We start from the raw sequence: 19,007 nt of genomic DNA, 5'->3' as shown, positions 1-19,007 counted from the left end.
GTAAAAAAGCCCGCTTCTAGCGGGCTTTTTTATTTCCGCTATATTCGTACTTCCTCCATCGTTAAGCAATGTCTTTGCCTAAATACCTATGAACGTCGATCAGTCCGAAATCGCTAAATTTAGCGCCCTAGCCCACCGCTGGTGGGATCCCAATAGTGAATTCAAGCCTTTGCATGCGATTAATCCGCTGCGCCTGAACTGGATCAAGTCTTTTGTTGATCTCGAAGGCAAGAAGGTATTGGACGTAGGTTGCGGTGGCGGCATTTTGGCAGAGTCTATCGCTCAATCTGGAGCCCATACCTGCGGCATTGATTTATCTGAAAAAGCCCTCAAAGTCGCTGAATTACATGCATTAGAGGTTGGGGCCACACTTCTATATCGAGCTATTTCAGCTGAAGCGCTAGCTGAGGAAGAGCCAGAGCAATACGATGTTGTCACCTGCATGGAAATGTTAGAGCACGTCCCAGACCCCTCATCTGTCGTTAGAGCCTGTGCAAAGCTCTGTAAGCCTGGTGGCACGCTTTTTTTCAGCACCTTAAATCGTAGCCCCAAATCCTACTTATTCGCGATTATTGGCGCGGAATACGTCCTGAGGCTACTCCCCAAAGGTACTCACGAATATGCAAAGTTCATCAAGCCATCTGAATTAGTCGGATTTACCCGCCAAGCCGGACTGGAGATGATCGCTATGAAGGGAATGAGCTATAACCCGCTTACCCAGGTCTACAGCCTAGGTGATGATGTAGATGTGAATTACATGATTGCCGTAAGTAAATGAGTAGCGGGTTAGCAAGTCCTTACAAGGGCGTCTTTTTTGACCTCGACGGCACTCTCGCTGATACTGCCCCAGACCTTGTGGCAGCTACCAATCAACTGCTGATCGCTAGAAACCTCGCGCCTAAACAATATGCAGTCTTGCGCCCCTGCGCTTCTGCTGGAGCTAGAGGATTGATTGGTGGGGCCTTTGGGATTGATCCTGAGCACCCAGACTTCATTTCATTACGTGATGAATTTTTTAAGAACTATGAAAAGGCTTTGTACATCAATAGCGTGCTTTTCGAAGGTATGGATCATGTATTAAAGCAATTGGATGATGCAAAACTTCCCTGGGGAATCGTCACCAACAAGAGCGAGCGCTTTACCAATCCCCTGACTGATTTGATGGGCTTACGTCAAAGAGCGGCATCAACCGTCTCTGGCGACACTACACCATACTCAAAACCGCACCCCGAACCCATCTTGCATGCTGCTAGAGTCGCCAATATTGATCCAAGCAGATCGCTCTATGTTGGCGATGACATTAGGGATATCGTGGCAGGCAAAGCGGCGGGAATGAAGACCATTGCAGCCGCCTATGGTTATTGTGGCTGTGAAGAGCCTCCAGAGGCCTGGGGCGCAGATTACCTTGTGCGGCACCCAAAAGAATTACTAGAAATCATCTTCCCCCAGTAGGGAATGAAAAGATAACAAGCAATTTAAGGTCAAGAGCCTTAAAATAGGGATTCCAATGCATGAACTCCGGGGTCGACATGGTTTCGACGTGGATTACAAAGCATCAAGGGCATACCGAGGACCCGTTATCTCGTAAATCAATGGGAATGTAATAACTGCAAACGACGAACGTTTCGCACTAGCCGCTTAATTGCGGTTGCCCCTGAACTGATTCTCTCTTGGGTCAGCTAGCGAAAGCTAGGTCAGGGTCATTTACAAGAGATAAGATCATTTCATGTCACGGGGAATGATTCGAAAATTTAGTGAATCGCGAGCGTGGAACATGTCAGTCTGTGACTAGCTTGCTAAATTAAATGATATGACTAAGTATGTAGAACTTGCTGTAGAGGATTTGCGGACGCGGGTTCGATTCCCGCCGACTCCACCATTTTGAAGTAAATTGATTCACCCAATAGTCAAACGCCACCTTCTGAGGTGGCGTTTTTCTTTCCGCTAATTTACGTTTCTCTTCACGCTGAAGATTTACTCTTCACATATTCACGCATCAACGCTTCGGCGTTTTTCCAACCATCTTCGCTGCCCTCAAGAAATCAAAGTCGACACCCTTGTCGGCTTGTGTCACCGTATCCAAGAACAGCTTGAGATAGCCGCGCTCAGCAGTGGGTTCAATCACTGGATTTTCTTGTGCACGCCTTGCCAATTCTTCATCTGAAACTAATAAACTAATCTCACGATTTTTCACGCTAAGGCGAATGCGATCACCATTTTTTACATACGCTAGCGGGCCACCTACTGCAGCTTCTGGAGTGACGTGCAGCACAATCGTTCCAAACGCAGTACCGCTCATGCGTCCATCTGAAATACGCACAATATCTTTCACGCCTGCACGCGCGAGCTTCATCGGAATCGGAATGTATCCAGCTTCCGGCATACCTGGCGCGCCTTTAGGTCCGATATTCTTTAATACCAAAATATCATCGGCAGTCACATCTAAATCTGGGCTATCAATGCGATTGGCCAGATCTTCAGAATTTTCAAACACGACTGCACGGCCTTCATGCTCCATTAGTTTTTCATTAGCAGCGGATTGCTTGATGATGGCGCAACCGGGAGCTAAATTACCATGCAAGACAGCAATACTGCCACGTGGATAAATGGGGTTATCAAACTTGCGGACAACATCTTGCTTAAAACTTGGCGGAGCTGCATCAATTTCCTCGCCTAAAGTGCGGCCTGTTACGGTCATCGCATCCAGCTTTAGTAATGGCTTTAACTCACGCAATAAGGTTGTCATACCACCAGCATCATGGAAATTCTCCATGTAATGGTCACCGGATGGCTTGAGATCCACGAGAACAGGAGTCTCATCACCCATCTGATCAAGAGCATCTAAATCGATTTCTAAACCCATGCGGCCAGCGATAGCGGCCAAATGAACAATGCCATTAGTTGATCCACCAATCGCCAACAAAACCCGCATCGCGTTTTCAAAGGCATCAGCGGTAAGCACCTTATCGATCGTCAATCCATCTTTCGCCATTTGTACGGCGCGAGTACCCGTCTCCTCCGCAATCCGAATGCGGTCTGCTGTCACTGCCGGAGGCGTTGCACCACCCGGCACAGTCATCCCTAACGCCTCAGCAATGCAAGCCATTGTGCTGGCTGTCCCCATGACTGAGCAAGTGCCAACACTGGCTACCAATTGATCATTCACCTCATCTTTTTCGGCTTCATCGATTTCACCGGCGCGGAACTTACCCCAATAGCGGCGACAGTCAGTGCAGGCGCCAACACGCTCACTACGATGAGAGCCCGTTAGCATTGAACCTGTAATTAACTGAATGGCAGGAAGACCTGCTGAAGCTGCACCCATCATTTGAGCCGGGACCGTTTTATCGCAACCGCCAATCATGACCACCGCATCCATAGGTTGAGCGCGCAGCATTTCTTCAGTATCCATCGACATTAGGTTGCGCAAATACATACTGGTCGGAGCGGCAAAACTTTCATGAATAGAAATCGTCGGAAAATCCATCGGCAATCCACCGGCCAACATTACGCCACGCTTCACGGCCTCCATTAATTGCGGCATATTGCCATGACACGGGTTATAGGCACTCCCGGTATTAATAATGCCAATCACCGGACGATCTAAGGCGCTATTGGTATAGCCGGCGCCCTTGATAAATGCTTTACGCAAAAACAAAGAGAAACCCTTGTCCCCATAACTCGTTAGACCTTTGTGCAGACCAGTTTCGGTAGATTGCTGCTTCTCTTTATCGGTATTGCTTGTCATAAATAATTCTTTAACTTATAAAAATAAATGGTCGTTACTCGGATTTAATGTCCGCGTCTTTAATTACTTTTTCCCAGCGCTTAACTTCATTTGCAAGCAGCTCTGCAGATTGTTTCGGTTTGGTTGGCGCTGCAGCGTAAACACCCTGCTTCAAAAACGCTTCCTTAACCTCTGGGTTTACCAACAGTTTAGCGATTGCGCTATTGAGCTGGTCAATGATTGGCATAGGTGTTCCAGCTGGGGCCAGCAATCCAAAGGTAGAACTCACTTCTAAGGCAGGCATACCAGATTCAGCGGTAGTGGGTACGTCTGGCAGCATGGAAATGCGCTTTGCTGTTGTAACAGCCAAAGGGCGCAATTGACCAGCATTAATAAACGGCAAAGCAGCCGGCACAGTCTCCACCATTAAATTGACTTGACCCGCAACCAAATCAGTCATTGCTGGTCCACTACCTTTGTAAGGAACGTGAGTAATTTTGAGTCCGGCCTCCCTTTGCAAAATCTCAGCACCCATTCGTTGGGGAGCGCCAGGACCAGATGAGGCGTAGTTCATCTTATCGGGATTGGCTTTTGCGTACTCTACTAAACCCTTTAAGGTTCTCACGGGAACATTGGGATTTACTACGATGACCAAGGGCACTGAACCCACAATCATGACTGGCGTGAAGTCTTTCAGAATGTCGTAACGCAACTTCCCCTTCTCAAGCGTTGCCATAGTTGAATGTGACGTCACGGCGCCCATCAAGAGCGTGTAGCCATCTGGCGTCGCCTTGGCCACCGCTTCTGCGCCAATATTGCCACCGGCCCCGCCGCGATTTTCAACAAGCACCTGCTGACCTAGAGATTCGCCAAGGTTCTTGGCGAGAATGCGGCCAATCACATCGGTTGCGCCCCCAGGAGGATAAGGAACAATGAGCTTAATTGGCCTATCCGGATAAGCGGCATATACCGCGCCGGAGAAGCAAAGAATGAGGGTCGCCCGGGCAATACATCTACACCATTTACCAACTTGAAACGTAATCATATTGTCTCCATCTACAGCATTATTTTTATGTTTTAAATATACTAAACTTCGAAACTACTGTGCTTATTTAAAGTCACTTACAACCCACCAAGGATCATCATGTCTACGATTCAACCATTCCACCTTGCTTTTCCAGTAAACGACCTGGAAGCCGCGCGCACTTTTTACGGAAGCACCTTAGGTTGTGCTGAGGGTCGTAGTTCCGATGAATGGATTGATTTTGATTTCTTTGGCCATCAACTGGTTGCTCACCTTGCCCCCCAAGAATGCGGCCATGCATCCTCAAATGAAGTTGACGGACATCAAGTTCCAGTAAAACATTTTGGAGTTGTATTAACAATGCCAGATTGGCATATTTTGGCTGATCGCCTAAAAAATAGCGGCATGAAATTCATCATGGAGCCACAAATACGATTTAAAGGAAAAGTGGGTGAGCAAGCCACGATGTTCTTTTTGGACCCGGCTGGCAATGCTCTCGAGTTCAAGGCCTTTGAAGATCCCACCCAGCTATTCGCCAAATAAAGGGGTCCGCTTTGAGTCTTTACTGAGATCCTAGGCGCCATAGAGAAGTAATTTCAGCAGCTCTTGCAAAGTGCAGCAAGTCAGACTCTTCATCTGATTTTGGATGCTTTGGCTTAGTATCCACGCGGCCCAATACCACCAAGCCTGCATTCTCAATCCAAGAAAGTAACTCATCTCGAGTTCGAAGACCAAGATACTCCGCCAGATCGGAAAGTATTAACCAGCCTTCACCATGAAGTGCCAGATGGTCTTTGAGACCACTCAAGAAGCCTTTGAGCATCTGACTGCTCGGATCATAGACGGCATGCTCTAAGGTAGAGCTAGGCCTTGCAGGCAACCAAGGTGGGTTGCAAACAATTAAAGATGCTTTCCCAGGCGGGAATAAATTAGCCTTTACAACCTCGATCTGAGACTCAAGATGTAAGCGCCCAATATTTTCCTTGGCGCATACAAGGGCTCGCTCATCTAATTCCGTGGCCACAATGTGCTGGACATCGCGCATCGCCAAAATAATAGATAACACTCCAGTGCCAGCGCCAATATCAAATGCAGTGGACTCTTGCTCCATTTGCTTTGGCAATGGCGTATTGCAAACCAATTCAATGTACTCACCGCGAATTGGCGAGAAGACGCCGTAATGTGGATGCACAAAAACTGGCTCTCCCTCACTATCAGCCAAAACAGGCACACCATTCTTACGCCACTCATGTGCACTAATCACGCCCAAAAGCTCACGCAAAGAGACAGCATAAGGCTCACTAACCACTCCGTAAGCCTCTCGACAAGCTAAAGATACATCTGGTGCACGTCGCAATGAAACAGTGTGCTCAGAATTACATTCAATTAAGAGCATCCCCAGAATGCGAGCACGTTGAGACTGAATTAAACGATGTTGATTGAAAATATCAACCGCAGTTTTCTGCGCACTTGTATCGCCAGCTTTATCCACTCGCTTACCAGCGCGCTTTGATTTCTTTGAGGGTTTATCAACCCTACGAACTAAGGCCTGTAGGAGTTGACGGGCGTTCTGAAAGTCGCCCCTCCAAAGAATCGCCGTACCCTCGCATGCCAAATGATAAGCATCATCAGCCGTAAGCAAGTCATCTCCAATAACTACTTTCTTATGGGGAACTATGCCATTTTCAGAATGCCAAATTGCCGAACATGCTTGACCACCCTCCTCCCAGTAAATAACGCTATCTTGGGTCATAACTTATTCAGGAGGATGCTCCTCTGGGTTGACATCTAAGGCAATTAAAAAGCGAGAGACCATGTTGTAGGCTGCAATGACAGTGACCAATTCAACTGCATCTGTATTGCCCAAGGCAACTTGCAGGCGCTTCATCAGGCCGCTATCTACTTTGATGTTGCGAGTCATCTGAAAAGTGAGATCAACCGCATCATTCTCAAGCGCAGAAAAAAGTGTCTGCGGAAAATTGGCTTGCCCAATCAACCGTATTGCTTGTACTTGTTCTTCGGTTCCGCCTGCCTTAATAAAGGGAGGGGCATGATGAAAGAATTCATATTCAGCGCCATTAAGAACGGCCACACCACACATCGCTAGCTCGCGTAGCTTTGGATCTAAAGAAAGATTGTTACGAATCTCTCCAATAAAGTGGTTCCAACCCTTGGCAATCGGAGTGCTATGCAAAAGCATGCGATCTAAATTAATAAACTGGCCTCCACGTCGCTTACGGATCGCAGCCACGAGGTCGGCCGGTTCAGCCAAGTCCATTGGCTGATAAGGAATTAAACGTTCTGACATAAATTTCTCTTACTGAGCATTCTCTTTAATGTTGTTTTCAATAACGAACTTGCCCCAAATTCCAATTTGCTTACCAATAAAATCTTGAGCAGCTTCCGGGGTGCCCCCAACAATTTGAATGCCTTGTGCTTTGAATTTTTCAGCAACCGCCGAGGTTTTCAATGCTTTATTCAAAGCCTTGTTCATCGCATCCACCACTGCTGGAGGTGTTTTACCAGGAGCCAATACCGCCCACCAAGCGGGCGCACTAAATCCTGGGAAGCCGCTCTCAGAAATCGTTGGTACATTTGGCAAGGATGGTGATCTTTTGGCCGTAGTAATTACCAACGGAATCACGCCACCGCTATCAATATGGGGTTTTACTAAAAACTCTGATCCTATTGCCAACTCAACTTGACTACCCAAAGCATCCTGCATCAATGGACCACCACCACGGTAAGGAACGTGATTCCAATCAAAGCTTGCTTGTTTTGCGAGGCGAGCCATTGCTAAGTGCCCCAAGCTTCCGACTCCGATAGAGCCGTAACTAAATTGCTTGCCTGTTTTAGAAAGATCTACCAACTGTTTAAAGCTGGTGATGCCTGATTTCTTACTCGCAACCAAGACCATGGGTGACGTGCCAATCAGAATGACGGGGGCAATATCTTTGATAGAGTCATAGGGAAGCTTATCTTTAAGGCTAGGATTCACGCCATGGGTATCGAATACCACCGCAAAGGTATAGCCATCTGGATCTGAGCGCGTCATTGCAGAAGTGCCAATCACTCCAGAGGCGCCGCCCACGTTCTCCACAATTACGTTTTGCTTTAATTCTGACTGCAAAGCCGGGGCCAATACACGAGCAACCTGATCAACCGAGCCACCTGGCGGAAATACCGCAATCAAACGAATCGGCTTTTGGGTGGGCCAAGTGCCCACGCCTGCATTTTGCGCCAACGCAAAACCACTGACTACCAAGACCATCACTGAGGCTAATAAACTGTTTTTAAAGGCTCTTTTGGCCATTTTTACTAAATCCTGCATGGGATTTGTCTCCTATAAATAAGAGCTCAAGATTAACACTCCTCAAGCCTATTTGCTCGATAATGCTGATCAAGCCTAATGAGAGAAAAATGAAGTCAATTCTAAATATTGCCGCCTATTTATTCGTCAGCCTTGATGATCTACCTGAGCTACGCGCCAAGATGCTTGATGAATGTAATTCTCGCCATCTGAAGGGAACTATTCTCTTAACTGGCGAAGGCATCAATCTATTTCTTGCGGGCAAGACTGATGCATTACGAGGCTTTTTAGATTGGCTACGCACCGACCCCCGCTTCAAACCACTTCAAGCAAAAGAAAGTTGGTCTGAAGATCAGCCGTTTAAAAAAATGCTGATCAAACTCAAAAATGAAATTATCCGGATGAATCATCCAGCGATTCGCCCAGAGGAGGGTCGAGCCAATTTCATTAGCCCCAAGAAATTACAAGAGTGGCTTGATCGTGGCACAGATGATCTAGGACGCCCTGTAGTGATGGTCGACACGCGAAATGCTTTCGAAGTTGAATATGGCACCTTTGAGAATGCGCTGCATTTTAATATCGAGAAATTTACACAATTTCCGGAAGCCATTGCGGCCAAAAAAGAAGGGTTGGCAGATAAAACTTTGGTGAGCTTTTGCACTGGGGGAATCCGCTGCGAAAAATCTGGCCTCTATATGCGTGAAATTGGGATGCAGCACAGCTACCAGCTTGAGGGAGGCATTCTCAAGTACTTTGAGGAAGTCGGCTCTGCTCACTACACCGGAAGCTGCTTTGTATTTGATGAGCGGGAAGCTTTGGAGCCCACCCTAGATTCCATCCCAGTAGAGAACTCCATCCGCAAGAAACTAAAGGTTTAGCCTGACTTACCCACCAAAGTCATGTGCTCCACAAAAGGTGGCTTTACAAAAAATGGACCCACAATAGCGCGCCAATCAGCAAATGCATCCGACCCTCGAAAATCCACCGTATGGTTTTCCAAACTATCCCAGTAAATCAGCAATAAATATCGCGCTGGGCTTTCGATGCTGTGATTGACCTTAAAACCTCGGAATCCTTTTGCCTTGGCAATCACCGTGTTTACGCCACGCAAAATAGCCTCCTCAAACTCAGCACCCTTACTTGGGTCAATTTCTATATCGCAGTGCTCCAAAATCATGGGAATTTCCTTTATCAAAATTGATTAGTAATCGATAGTAAACTCGAACAGAATAATAAATAAATAAATAAATAAAGAGAGACATGGCTAATTTACCTAACATTGTTATCCTAGGGGACTACGAACGCGCCCTTCGTCGCTTCTCCAAATGGGATAGGCTCGAACAAAATTCAAATCTCACAATTCATCATGAGCCATTGCGCGATGAGGCGCTATACCAGGCTGTAAAAGATGCTGATGCCATTGCCATCGTGCGTGATCGCTCGCCATTTAATGAAGCGATGATTGCGAGACTGCCAAAGCTGAAGTTCCTCATGTTTACAGGCAAACGTAATGGCACCCTTGAGGCCTCTTCTTTGGTCTCCAGAAACATCCCTATTGCATGTACTCCTGGTGGCCCATCAACAGAGACCACCGCAGAGTTAACTTGGGCCTTAATCTTGGGCGCCTCTAAACGCCTGATCGAGGAGAACAAGTTAATTTCTACCGGTGGCTGGCGCGATGAACTATCCCTACTACCAATGCTCTCTGGTCAACGACTTGGTGTGATGGGCTTAGGCGCAATCGGTAGTCGAGTAGCGAGAGTTGGTCATGCCTTTGGCATGGAGGTAGTTACCTGGAGTCCACGCATGACACCAGAACGCGCTGCCGCTGAAAATGCCACATCCGTTAGTCTCGATGAACTTCTGAGAACCTCTAAAGTGGTGACGATGCATTTAGTAGCGGGGCCAGGAACCAAAGGAATTATTAGCGCCGATCAACTTGCTTTGATGCGGGCCGATTCTATTCTTGTGAACACCTCCCGCTCAGCATTAATTGATATGCCGGATTTGTGCGCAGCACTAAAAAAGGGTTGCCCTGCACAAGCCGCAGTCGATGTCTTTGATATTGAGCCGCTTCCAAAAGACGATCCCTTACGCAACACTCCAAATCTATTAGTTACACCTCATCTTGGCTTTATCGCAGAGCCTATTTTTGAGACTTTCTCAAATGGCATTACCCAAACCTTAGAGGCCTGGCTCGATCAAAAACCCTTGCCACACCCTTTTAAAATGTAATCACCTTGAAGGCACTTACTCCAACAGAGTTATTTATTTGCTTTAGCAAAATTGGTATGTCCGGTTTTGGTGGAGTATTACCCTGGGCTCGCCGCACCTTGGTGGAGCAAGATAAGGTCCTTAGTTCAGAAGAATTCAGCGCCATTCTCGGGATATGCCAAATTGTTCCAGGGCCGAATATTCTGAATCTTGCCGTATGTATTGGCTCACGTCTTTGTGGAGCTAAAGGTGCCTTTGCCGCAGCGCTTGGTCTGACTCTCGGGCCAATCTGCATTGTCATGTTACTGGCCGTGCTATATCAACATTACAGCAACCTAGAGAGCGTTCAAGGTCTACTCAGGGGCATCTCTGCAGTGGGCGTTGGATTAATTGCCTCCACCGGCATCAAAATGTTGCGTGATGAGTTTCGATACCCTGCAATGCTTTTGGTGGTAGTTTTCACAGTAATAGCTGCTAGTTACTTTCACCTAGGCCTTGGTTGGGTTGTTCTCATCATTTCGCCACTCGCTTTACTTCTAGCCTTCAAGAAGGCTCGCAAGCTATGAGCGTGCTTCTCAGTCTATTCTTAAAACTTTCCACCTTTTCTCTTATTGCATTTGGTGGGGTTAATGCATTACTGCCGAGCCTTTTAAATTTAGCCGTCTACCAAGAGCATTGGGTTGACCTGCAAACTTTTGCCGATTACTTTGCAATTGCTCAAGCTGCTCCTGGTCCAAATTTCATGACCATCACCCTAATAGGATGGCATGTTGGCGGCATTCTGGGAGCCCTACTCGCTACTTTTGCTATTGCTTGGCCATCCTCTATTTTGGTGTACTTTGTACAACGCTTGATCCTTAGCATGAATGACGAACAAAAAAAGAGGGCGATTCAATACGCCGCTGCCGCACTGGCAATTGGACTGGTTCTTTCTTCGGCATGGCAGATTGCATTACAAATAAATCATAGCTATGCTGCATATGGATTGACTCTATTGACTATTGGGTTGACGGTCTTTACCCGCTGGCATCCTTTATATTTGATTGCACTGGGCGCAGCCCTGGGAACAATGGGATTTATATGAAACTCACCTCGCTTCTTTGTACTTCGATCATTGGCTTAATGCTCTCGTCAGCGCAGGCCCAAAACACGTACCCTAGCAAATCTATTAATTTAGTAGTGCCGTATGGCGCCGGTGGTAGCGCAGATTCTCGGAGTAGGCAACTAGCCCAGAAAATGAGTGTGATTCTGAAGCAGCCTATCGTCATTGATAACAAGCCTGGAGCGGGTGGCAACATCGGCACTGAATTTGTTGCAAGAGCAGCACCAGATGGCTACACCATTGGCATGGGAAACTTTGCGCCCCTGGCAGTAAACAAAACACTCTTTGGCACTTTACGCTATGACCCAGAAACTGCTCTTAGCCCGATCATCCTTGTCGAAAAGGGTCCACTAATATTAGTGGTCAACCCAAATTCACAGTACAAAACGATTCAAGATATTGTGACTGCAGCCAAGGCAAAACCAGGCACCCTCACCTTCTCTTCGGGAGGCATCGGAGGCAGCCATCAACTCTCAGCTGAACTCTTTATGCAAAATGCCGGAATCCAAATGATTCATGTGCCCTATAAGAGTGGTTCTGCCGCATTGACAGATCTCATGGCGGGCAACGTAGACATGATGTTTGATCAAATGTATTCAGCTGTCCCGAGTATTAGGGCTGATAAGTTACGTGCTATTGCAATTACTAGTAAGAAAAGGTCTCCCCTCTTCCCGAATTTGCCTAGCTTTGCAGAGCTTGGCTACCCCAAAGTTGAAGTGCTGAATTGGCAAGGATTCATTGCGCCTGCCGGCACACCAAAACCCATTATTGACATCTTAAATAAAGCAGCTAATGAGGCCCTAAAGGATCCACAACTGCGTGAGCTGATGCTCTCTCAAGGCAATGAAATCGGGGGCGGCACTCCGGCTGACTTTGCGGCCTTGATTAAATCTGAAGCCGCTAAATGGAGTGCCGTAGTGAAGGCAGGCAATATTAAGCCCGAGTAAAACAGATTTACTTCAGCGCTTGATAAGTCAGAATACCCAAGAAAGTTAAGGTCAGCGAGCCAACTAAGTGCAAGAGCGCAGTCCCGAGAGCCCAAGTCACTTCGCCGCGCTGCATAAAGCCCACGACTTCAGCAGAAAAACTAGAAAAGGTTGTGAGACCACCCAAAAAACCGGTGATCACAAATAACTTCCATTCGGGAGATAGGCTTGGGTTGTTACCAAAAAATGCCACAGCGATACCCACCATATATCCACCCACCATATTGGAGATAAAGGTTCCCAGGGGAAGTGTTGAGACAAGACCAACTGTCGCCAGATTAAATCCAGCTCTCAGCAATGCGCCGAGACCCGCTCCACAAAAAATTGCAAAAATAGATGGCCACATATATGGATGTTTATTGAATTGAAAAAGTTAGCATGCTGATAGAACCCATCTCCAAACCATTCACCAATACCTTAGATTCTTCACCTTGCTCCTGAAGAGCAAGCGTATATAAGGCAGGCCAATAATGCTCAGAGGTCGGGATCGATAAATGGGCGGCGTCACCAAACCGTTCCCAATGAATCAAAGTCTCATGGTGATTTGCGCTCATCTCAGATACAAAAAAATCATTGAACTCTTTGGCCCAAGGATACGGGGTCGCGCCCTCTTCCCAATGAATAGTTCGTAAATTATGTACAACATTTCCACTAGCCAGAATCAAAATATTTTCATCGCGCAATGGGCGCAATTTTTTTGCCAGTTCGTAATGCTCACTCGCGGACAAAGAGCCATCTAAGCTGAGTTGCACGATAGGCACATCTGCAGCAGGATAGAGGTATCTGAGAACAGACCAAGCACCGTGATCAATGCCCCATTCATTCTCTTCGAGTACAACAGGAATATCTAAGAGTTCTTTTACTCGATCTGCGAGTGCCGGACTTCCGGGCGCTGGATATTGAATATCAAACAAGGCTTGCGGAAATCCACCAAAGTCATGAATCGTTTTGGGTTTGGGCATTGCGGTAATCCATACGCCCCGAGTAACCCAATGAGCCGAGATGACCAAAATGGCATCTGGGCGCTTCAGTGTTTTGCCAAGACTGGCCCAAGCAGCTGTATAGCGATTGGGCTCAATGGCGTACATCGGACTGCCATGGCCAGCGAATACTGCAGGTTGGCGATGGCTAGTCATTAATGCAGATTAACCGAATACGTAACCAGTATGAGCTGCAACCAATGCAAATAAAATAGCTAGGCTAGTAGCGGCTGCCAACATCACAATCAAGGTAATGATCTTTTTGTTGATCTCGTCTTTCGACTCTTTATGCCATTCGTTCATGCTAAATCCTCATTAAACACATCAATTAGTTGCGTAATTATCCACTATCGGCCGCGGCCAGCCTTACGCATCATGGCTTTTCCGCCACCAAAGCCAGCTTGAGGCCTGCCACCAGGGCCTGATGGGCCTTTGGGGGCTGGGGGGCGAGCCGAAGGCTTAGCTACTACAGGCTTAGCCGGGGTTTTTGATTCAGGTTTTTTTTCGTCAGTCACTTTTTGCTCCTATGGATATCATATTGCCATGATTACTGACTATTCTATCCAAGCTGTCGCAATTAATGCGATTCCTTTGATTTTTGCCATTACGATCCACGAAGCGGCGCACGGCTACGCCGCCCGAAAATTGGGTGACAACACCGCCTACATGCTAGGGAGAGTTAGCCTGAACCCACTTAAACATATAGACCCAGTGGGAACCATCCTCATCCCCTTGATGCTGATTTTGACGGGATCACCCTTCTTAGTGGGTTATGCCAAGCCGGTGCCCGTTAACTTTGGACGTCTTCGCAACCCCCGCATTGACTCCATTTGGGTGGCTTTGGCTGGTCCAGGATCTAATTTCATTCAAGCCTTGATTTGGGCAATTCTTCTCATCGGCCTGATTGGATTTGGTGTGGATGAACGCTTTCTGGTTGCTATGTCCCAGGCGGGAATCACCTGGAACCTCGGTCTCCTGGTATTTAATCTTTTCCCACTTCCCCCGCTCGATGGCGGACGCATTCTGGCTGGCTTATTGCCCGCACGCCAATCCATCGCACTGGGAAAGTTAGAGCCTTGGGGCTTTTTTATTGTTCTCGCGCTCGTTTTTACTGGAGTCATTGGCACTCTGTGGATGGAGCCCCTAATGGCGTTTTTTAAGGGCATCCTTTACTTTGTCACGCTCCCCTTGCAAATGATTTTCTAAGGGAGCGCAAGCTGCAAAATTTATTATTCGAGAGTATGCTAATTGGGTAAGTTTTAACCACCTTTATTTACCTAAATTTCTGGAGCCCCTTATGAAACTCAAGCATATTGTTTTGTCTGCCCTTGTACCCACATTGCTAGTAAGCGCAGGAGTTGCTTTTGCTCAATTTAAAAAACCAGAGGACGCCATTAAATATCGTCAGAGCGCACTCACAGTCATGGCCAATTCCTTTGGAAAAATTGGCGCAGTTGTTAAAGGCGAGGCCCCATTTAACAAAGATGAGGTCGCCAAAAACGCAGCTGTTGTTGCAATGATTTCTACCCTACCATGGCAAGCTTTTGGTCCAGGTACTGAAGGTGGCAATGCTCTTCCAGAGGTATGGTCAGATAATGCCAAATTCAAGTCTGCTTCAGAGAAAATGCAACTGGCGGTTGCGAACCTCAACACTGCTGCGCAGTCAGGCGATCAGGATGCGATTAAGAAAGCTTTTGGCACCGCTAGCCAAACCTGCAAAGGCTGTCATGACGACTTTAAGAAAAAGTAATTACTTAGTAATAAAGTAACCCAGAACTACCGCGATCAAGCTCAATAGCAATAGAGCGAACCCGCGTTGTAACCCTCCATCTTTGGAGGCATGACCCAAGTCAGCCAGCAGATACTTTGCCTCCTCACTTGGGTCGATTTCTTTATCGCCTACGATCATTGGCTTAACCAAGTTCTCGCCTTTAAATTTTTGGTAATACAAAATTGCGCAGAGGTGTAGCGCTATCAGAATGATGAGTACTTTTTCATTGAAATAATGGATTGAAGTTAAGAGCTCAACCGTCCTATTTGAAACATGCTTTGCAAATGGCCCTTCAAAAGAAATATCGTCATTTGCAAAAAGGCCAGTGACTGCCTGCAAACCCACCGAAGCCATTAAGGCCAAGACCGATAGGGCACCCAAAGGATTGTGGCCAAGCCCCGCTGTAGTTTTTCCAGATACGTAGCTAAGTAAGCTTTTGGGGCTTGGAACAAAATTGATGAAGCGGGCATGGTGAGAACCAATAAAACCCCAGCAGACTCTGAAGATGATCAAGGCCAAAACGCAGTAACCCGCACGCGCATGGAAATCCATTGCATTACCGCCAATCTTGACAGTAATAAAACTGACAACAATGCAGCTGACTAATAGCCAATGAAATAGTCGAACCGGCAGGTCCCATACACGAATGGTTTTTTTCATACCCTAAGCATAAATGACTAGCCCCATTACACTAAGCAAAATTCATGGAAACCAGTCAAGCCTTTAAAACCCTCCTGCTCTACCGCATTGGTGCGACTCTGAGCTACCAAATCATGATGGTTGCCGTAGGGTGGCATTTATACGAAATCACCAATAGCGTAATTTCTCTCGGTCTAGTGGGGCTGGCAGAGCTCGTTCCTTATTTCATTTTGGCGCTCTATGCTGGGCATGCAGTCGATCACCATTCTAGAAAGCTCATTGCAGCCATCGCCTGCCTACTACATATTGCCGTAGGGTTATTTTTAACCACCATAGCACTGGACTGGCTCACCCCACCTGTACCTTTGATTTATACCGCGGTCGCTTTTTTAGGGTTGGCACGTGCCCTCTTGCGCCCCTCCTATCAAGCTATCTTTGGACAGATTATTCCCAGAAATCAAATGACGCGCTACACCGCCTACGCATCATCTGCATTTCAGATTTGTGTCGTGGCTGGTCCTGGCCTAGGCGGCCTCATGATTGGATTTGCTGGGCTTGAGTGGACCTACGCTTTAGCAGCATTGAGTGGCGCTGTTGGCTTATATGGAATCACCTTCATTCGCATCACCCATGAAAAACCTGAGGGCTTAAGCACCAACTTCTTGAAGAGCTTTTTAGAGGGCTTTCATTACGTTAGAAAGCATGAGTTCATTATTGGAATCATGGTGCTGGATATGTTTGCCGTTCTGTTTGGCGGCGCCGTTTCTATCCTGCCTGCTTTTGTAAAAGAAGTGCTCAATGCCGGTCCAGAAACCCTTGGGATTCTTCGCGCTGCTCCTGCAGCGGGAGCGGTTATTACAGGCATTTACCTAGCGCGCCGGCCCTTACTAGAGGATTCTGGAAAACATTTATTTTTATCAGTAGGCGGATTTGGGCTTGCCATTATCGCTTTTGGACTTTCTAACAACCTTTGGCTGTGCGCACTCTTTCTATTTATTTCTGGCTGCTGCGACTCAGTCTCGGTAGTAATCCGTGGGAGCATCATGCAGTTGACCACGCCTGATCAAATGCGCGGCAGAATTAGCGCCATCAATGGAATCTTTATCGGTTCCTCTAATGAATTGGGTGCACTTGAATCCGGTATTGCCGCTAGCCTCATGGGGCTTGTGCCATCAATCGTCTTTGGTGGAGCTGCAACCATAGCGGTGGTGTTGCTCACCTACCGCTTAGCACCCCACTTAAGAAAACTCAATCTTAAGGATCTCACTTAGGTTTGGTTTAACTTGGCTTGGCTTATTTAATCTCAGGAAGATCTTTTTGAATAATCTTTAATCCAGCGCGCAAGGCATCCTGATAGCGCTCACGCTCGGCCTTCATTGTTTCAGCAGTCCAAGAATAAAAGCCTTCGCCTGTTTTCATGCCCAGCTTGCCACTGGCGATGCGATCACTCAAGCATTTCGCAATCTCGGGAGAATTATTCAGTGTGGGGTAAATTGTTGCACCACCAGCGCCATGAACATCTAGCCCCGCATGATCCCTCTGCATGGCGGGCCCTGCAGCAATATAACGAAAGCCAAAGCCAAAACGTACGGCCTTATCGATATCCTCTAAGCTGGCAATGCCGGCATCGACCATCGCAAAAGCTTCACGTGATAGAGCATGTTGCAAACGATTCGCTAAGAAACCGGGTAAATCTTTTTTAACGGTCACTGGCACCATGCCACAGGCAGTCATTAATCGAGAAAGGCTTTCACCAACCATGGGTGATGTCTTTTCGCTATAGACCACTTCCACGCAAGGCACCAAATGCGCCGGCATGAAAAAATGTAATCCAATCATGCGGGCTGATGTTTTCAAGCCGCTCGCAATGTCGCTAATTGGAAAGCTGGTGCTATTACTTGCTAAGACTGCCTCCGGTTTTGCGTACTGTTCCAGCTTGGCAAATAATTCTTGTTTAATGTCTAAACGCTCGGGGACACATTCAATTACCAAATCTACTTCTGGCCAATCTACTTCCTCCAAGGAGCCAGCAGTGGTGAGTAGGTGCAGGCGATGTTCATAACCTAGATCGATCATGGTGTTTGCAAAATAGTCTGGCAAGAGTGCGCGGCGCTCTGTTGTGGGCTCAACTACCTGAACCGCACAGCCACCGCGTGCACATACGGCGGCCACATCAGCGCCCATAGTGCCGCCACCAATGATGACGACTTTAGTTTCAGCTGGGGTAAATAACATTTCAATTTCTCCTTCGGTGGCAAGATAAGGATTACAAATCCTCTTACAATGCGTTCATTATTCCAATAAAAAAGTAAGTGAGACATGATCCCAGTCAATTCGGTACTGCAGGTCGGACAATTTCCTGAGGTAATGCAGGCGGTTATAGACCAGCGCATAACGCCCGTACACCTTCTCGACCCCAATTCCCCAATACCCGCAGGCTCCTATCAAAGTATTTTGATTCGCTCAAATACAAAATTACCCATTGGGCTTATTGAGAGGCTCCCGCAGATAGGTATGGTGGCTACTTGCGGAGTTGGTTATGACAATCTTCCTATGGAGCATCTCAAGCAAAAAGGTATCAAGGCTAGTAATACTCCGGGGGTTCTTAACGATGCTGTTTGCGAACTGGCAATTGGGATGATGCTCGGCCTATTACGGCGTATTCCAGAGGCGCATGAGTTTGTTAAGAGTACGGCTTGGTCAAACGGCTTATTTACAGTAACCACTACCTTAGCAGGCAAATGCGTTGGGATTGCAGGGATGGGACGTATTGGCCAGGATCTCGCAAAACGCCTAGAGCCCTTTAAAGTCAAGATTGCCTATACCGGGCCATCACGAAAAGACCTCCCTTACGACTACTACCCTGATATCAAGGCATTGGCACGGGTATCCGATGTCCTCATCCTTGCCTGCCCTGCAAGTCCAGAAACAGACAAGATGATCAATGCAGAAGTATTAGATGCTTTGGGGCCCAAAGGTTATCTCGTGAATATTGCGCGTGGTAGCGTAGTGGATGAAGGTGCACTTTTAGTTGCACTGCAACAAAAAAAGATTGCTGGTGCAGCGCTTGATGTTTTTGAAAATGAGCCAAATCCCAATCCCGAGTTCTTAAATATTGATAATGTCTTATTAACACCGCATATTGGTAGCGCAACTTCCGAAACGCGACAATTGATGACAAATTTAGCAATAGATAATTTAGAAGCTTTTTATAATCAACAGCCACTTCTGACCGAAGTTAAAAATTAAATCGG

General features: G+C 47.1%; 24 protein-coding genes and 1 other RNA gene. 13 read left to right on the top strand and 12 right to left on the bottom strand.

Annotated elements, in window-relative coordinates:
* The first annotated feature begins 88 nt into the window (after positions 1 to 88).
* The 3 genes from ubiG (at position 89) to ssrA (ending at position 1,879) form a co-directional block, all read left to right on the top strand.
* Positions 89 to 778, top strand: a complete 690-nt coding sequence (ubiG, locus tag CBI30_RS04155) for a bifunctional 2-polyprenyl-6-hydroxyphenol methylase/3-demethylubiquinol 3-O-methyltransferase UbiG (protein WP_088527068.1) — start codon at positions 89 to 91, stop codon at positions 776 to 778.
* Positions 775 to 1,452, top strand: a complete 678-nt coding sequence (locus CBI30_RS04150) for an HAD family hydrolase (protein ID WP_088527067.1) — start codon at positions 775 to 777, stop codon at positions 1,450 to 1,452. Before ubiG ends, CBI30_RS04150 begins: the two co-directional genes overlap by 4 nt.
* A gap of 68 nt (positions 1,453 to 1,520) precedes the next feature.
* Positions 1,521 to 1,879, top strand: a transfer-messenger RNA (tmRNA) gene (gene ssrA / locus CBI30_RS04145).
* Between the two features lie 117 nt (positions 1,880 to 1,996).
* On the opposite strand, the gene CBI30_RS04140 is transcribed toward ssrA, so the two are convergent.
* A complete protein-coding gene (locus CBI30_RS04140) occupies positions 1,997 to 3,748 on the bottom strand; it encodes an IlvD/Edd family dehydratase (protein WP_088527066.1) in 1,752 nt (583 codons plus the stop codon).
* 34 nt (positions 3,749 to 3,782) lie between these two features.
* The gene (locus tag CBI30_RS04135) at positions 3,783 to 4,772 is read right to left on the bottom strand and encodes a tripartite tricarboxylate transporter substrate binding protein (RefSeq protein WP_088527065.1); all 990 of its coding nucleotides are present in this window, start codon (positions 4,770 to 4,772) and stop codon (positions 3,783 to 3,785) included.
* A 99-nt stretch (positions 4,773 to 4,871) separates the two neighbouring features.
* On the opposite strand from CBI30_RS04135, the gene CBI30_RS04130 reads away from it, so the two are divergent.
* On the top strand, positions 4,872 to 5,294 hold the full coding sequence (locus CBI30_RS04130) for a VOC family protein (protein WP_088527064.1): 423 nt from the start codon (positions 4,872 to 4,874) through the stop codon (positions 5,292 to 5,294).
* 19 nt (positions 5,295 to 5,313) lie between these two features.
* Here CBI30_RS04130 and CBI30_RS04125 read toward each other — a convergent pair whose 3' ends face one another.
* From CBI30_RS04125 to CBI30_RS04115, 3 genes are read right to left on the bottom strand one after another with little or no spacing between them, the layout of a single operon-like run.
* Entirely contained in the window at positions 5,314 to 6,504 is a 1,191-nt protein-coding gene (locus tag CBI30_RS04125; RefSeq protein ID WP_088527063.1) for a 50S ribosomal protein L11 methyltransferase, read from the bottom strand.
* 3 nt (positions 6,505 to 6,507) lie between these two features.
* Positions 6,508 to 7,059: a carboxymuconolactone decarboxylase family protein gene (locus CBI30_RS04120; protein WP_088527062.1), complete on the bottom strand. Its 552-nt coding sequence runs from the start codon at positions 7,057 to 7,059 to the stop codon at positions 6,508 to 6,510.
* A gap of 9 nt (positions 7,060 to 7,068) precedes the next feature.
* Complete coding sequence (locus CBI30_RS04115; RefSeq protein ID WP_088527061.1) at positions 7,069 to 8,082, bottom strand: tripartite tricarboxylate transporter substrate binding protein; 1,014 nt, start codon at positions 8,080 to 8,082, stop codon at positions 7,069 to 7,071.
* 89 nt (positions 8,083 to 8,171) lie between these two features.
* Between CBI30_RS04115 and CBI30_RS04110 the strand changes: the two genes are divergently transcribed.
* On the top strand, positions 8,172 to 8,939 hold the full coding sequence (locus CBI30_RS04110; RefSeq protein WP_088527060.1) for a sulfurtransferase: 768 nt from the start codon (positions 8,172 to 8,174) through the stop codon (positions 8,937 to 8,939).
* Here the strand turns inward: CBI30_RS04110 and CBI30_RS04105 are convergent.
* Positions 8,936 to 9,238: an antibiotic biosynthesis monooxygenase family protein gene (locus CBI30_RS04105; RefSeq protein WP_088527059.1), complete on the bottom strand. Its 303-nt coding sequence runs from the start codon at positions 9,236 to 9,238 to the stop codon at positions 8,936 to 8,938. The genes CBI30_RS04110 and CBI30_RS04105 overlap by 4 nt on opposite strands.
* Positions 9,239 to 9,321: 83 nt before the next feature.
* On the opposite strand from CBI30_RS04105, the gene CBI30_RS04100 reads away from it, so the two are divergent.
* From CBI30_RS04100 to CBI30_RS04085, 4 genes are read left to right on the top strand one after another with little or no spacing between them, the layout of a single operon-like run.
* Positions 9,322 to 10,296: a D-2-hydroxyacid dehydrogenase family protein gene (locus CBI30_RS04100; protein WP_088527058.1), complete on the top strand. Its 975-nt coding sequence runs from the start codon at positions 9,322 to 9,324 to the stop codon at positions 10,294 to 10,296.
* 5 nt (positions 10,297 to 10,301) lie between these two features.
* A complete protein-coding gene (locus CBI30_RS04095; RefSeq protein ID WP_088527057.1) occupies positions 10,302 to 10,841 on the top strand; it encodes a chromate transporter in 540 nt (179 codons plus the stop codon).
* Positions 10,838 to 11,359, top strand: a complete 522-nt coding sequence (locus CBI30_RS04090) for a chromate transporter (protein WP_088527056.1) — start codon at positions 10,838 to 10,840, stop codon at positions 11,357 to 11,359. The genes CBI30_RS04095 and CBI30_RS04090 overlap by 4 nt, the downstream gene beginning before the upstream one ends.
* Positions 11,356 to 12,324 (top strand): Bug family tripartite tricarboxylate transporter substrate binding protein, encoded by a 969-nt coding sequence (locus CBI30_RS04085; RefSeq protein WP_088527055.1) that lies wholly within the window; start codon positions 11,356 to 11,358, stop codon positions 12,322 to 12,324. Before CBI30_RS04090 ends, CBI30_RS04085 begins: the two co-directional genes overlap by 4 nt.
* A 7-nt stretch (positions 12,325 to 12,331) precedes the next feature.
* Here the strand turns inward: CBI30_RS04085 and crcB are convergent, their stop codons facing one another.
* The 4 genes from crcB to CBI30_RS11105 are packed head-to-tail and all read right to left on the bottom strand — an operon-like array spanning position 12,332 to position 13,858.
* Positions 12,332 to 12,709: a fluoride efflux transporter CrcB gene (gene crcB / locus CBI30_RS04080; protein WP_088527054.1), complete on the bottom strand. Its 378-nt coding sequence runs from the start codon at positions 12,707 to 12,709 to the stop codon at positions 12,332 to 12,334.
* Positions 12,710 to 12,719: 10 nt separating this feature from the next.
* A complete protein-coding gene (gene ygiD, locus CBI30_RS04075; RefSeq protein WP_088527053.1) occupies positions 12,720 to 13,499 on the bottom strand; it encodes a 4,5-DOPA-extradiol-dioxygenase in 780 nt (259 codons plus the stop codon).
* Between the two features lie 9 nt (positions 13,500 to 13,508).
* Complete coding sequence (locus CBI30_RS11160) at positions 13,509 to 13,646, bottom strand: hypothetical protein (protein ID WP_169711246.1); 138 nt, start codon at positions 13,644 to 13,646, stop codon at positions 13,509 to 13,511.
* 44 nt (positions 13,647 to 13,690) lie between these two features.
* On the bottom strand, positions 13,691 to 13,858 hold the full coding sequence (locus tag CBI30_RS11105) for a hypothetical protein (RefSeq protein ID WP_161492270.1): 168 nt from the start codon (positions 13,856 to 13,858) through the stop codon (positions 13,691 to 13,693).
* A gap of 28 nt (positions 13,859 to 13,886) precedes the next feature.
* Between CBI30_RS11105 and CBI30_RS04070 the strand changes: the two genes are divergently transcribed.
* Positions 13,887 to 14,549 (top strand): site-2 protease family protein, encoded by a 663-nt coding sequence (locus tag CBI30_RS04070; protein WP_088527052.1) that lies wholly within the window; start codon positions 13,887 to 13,889, stop codon positions 14,547 to 14,549.
* 91 nt (positions 14,550 to 14,640) lie between these two features.
* Positions 14,641 to 15,093, top strand: a complete 453-nt coding sequence (locus CBI30_RS04065; RefSeq protein ID WP_088527051.1) for a c-type cytochrome — start codon at positions 14,641 to 14,643, stop codon at positions 15,091 to 15,093.
* On the opposite strand, the gene CBI30_RS04060 is transcribed toward CBI30_RS04065, so the two are convergent.
* The gene (locus tag CBI30_RS04060) at positions 15,094 to 15,774 is read right to left on the bottom strand and encodes a cytochrome b/b6 domain-containing protein (protein ID WP_088527050.1); all 681 of its coding nucleotides are present in this window, start codon (positions 15,772 to 15,774) and stop codon (positions 15,094 to 15,096) included.
* Positions 15,775 to 15,818: 44 nt separating this feature from the next.
* On the opposite strand from CBI30_RS04060, the gene CBI30_RS04055 reads away from it, so the two are divergent.
* Entirely contained in the window at positions 15,819 to 17,024 is a 1,206-nt protein-coding gene (locus CBI30_RS04055; protein ID WP_088527049.1) for an MFS transporter, read from the top strand.
* 22 nt (positions 17,025 to 17,046) lie between these two features.
* On the opposite strand, the gene CBI30_RS04050 is transcribed toward CBI30_RS04055, so the two are convergent.
* Positions 17,047 to 17,988 (bottom strand): 3-hydroxyacyl-CoA dehydrogenase family protein, encoded by a 942-nt coding sequence (locus tag CBI30_RS04050; RefSeq protein WP_088527048.1) that lies wholly within the window; start codon positions 17,986 to 17,988, stop codon positions 17,047 to 17,049.
* 84 nt (positions 17,989 to 18,072) lie between these two features.
* Here CBI30_RS04050 and CBI30_RS04045 point away from each other — a divergent pair, with 84 nt between their 5' ends.
* Positions 18,073 to 19,002 carry a 2-hydroxyacid dehydrogenase gene (locus CBI30_RS04045; protein WP_088527047.1) on the top strand — a complete coding sequence of 310 codons (930 nt, stop codon included), beginning with the start codon at positions 18,073 to 18,075 and terminating at the stop codon, positions 19,000 to 19,002.
* Positions 19,003 to 19,007: the final 5 nt, after the last annotated feature.

Origin of the sequence: Polynucleobacter aenigmaticus (assembly GCF_002206635.1) — a bacterium.
Taxonomy (GTDB): domain Bacteria; phylum Pseudomonadota; class Gammaproteobacteria; order Burkholderiales; family Burkholderiaceae; genus Polynucleobacter; species Polynucleobacter aenigmaticus.
Note: the sequence above shows the minus strand (reverse complement) of the source record. Positions and strands in the feature narration are given on the sequence as shown.